Source organism: Bacillus cereus, from assembly GCF_015071065.1.
Taxonomy (GTDB): domain Bacteria; phylum Bacillota; class Bacilli; order Bacillales; family Bacillaceae_G; genus Bacillus_A; species Bacillus_A cereus_BA.
Window position 1 is genome coordinate 1 of record NZ_VOVA01000100.1, and the last position, 376, is coordinate 376.

A 376-nucleotide genomic window follows, 5' to 3' on the forward strand; every position below is an offset into this window, starting at 1 on the left:
CTGAAAATTGGAGCGGAAGACGGGATTCGAACCCGCGACCCCAACCTTGGCAAGGTTGTATTCTACCACTGAACTACTTCCGCAAGACATGTTTGAGTTATTTTATTAAAAGTGCGGGTGAAGGGAGTCGAACCCCCACGCCAAAGGCGCTAGATCCTAAGTCTAGTGCGTCTGCCAGTTCCGCCACACCCGCATATTTCATTAAAAATGGTGAGCCATGAAGGATTCGAACCTTCGACCCTCTGATTAAAAGTCAGATGCTCTACCAACTGAGCTAATGGCTCGTACAATTAAAAACTGGTGCCGACTAGAGGACTTGAACCCCCAACCTACTGATTACAAGTCAGTTGCTCTACCAATTGAGCTAAGTCGGCTA

The 376-nt window shown here is 47.6% G+C and carries 4 tRNA genes; all 4 read right to left on the reverse strand.

What is annotated here, in order from left to right:
• Positions 1-8 precede the first annotated feature (8 nt).
• A tRNA-Gly gene (locus FT637_RS29710) sits at positions 9-83 on the reverse strand.
• 29 nt (positions 84-112) lie between these two features.
• Positions 113-193, reverse strand: a tRNA-Leu gene (locus tag FT637_RS29715).
• Positions 194-208: 15 nt separating this feature from the next.
• Positions 209-284 (reverse strand) — tRNA-Lys (locus FT637_RS29720).
• Between the two features lie 14 nt (positions 285-298).
• Positions 299-374 (reverse strand) — tRNA-Thr (locus FT637_RS29725).
• Positions 375-376: the final 2 nt, after the last annotated feature.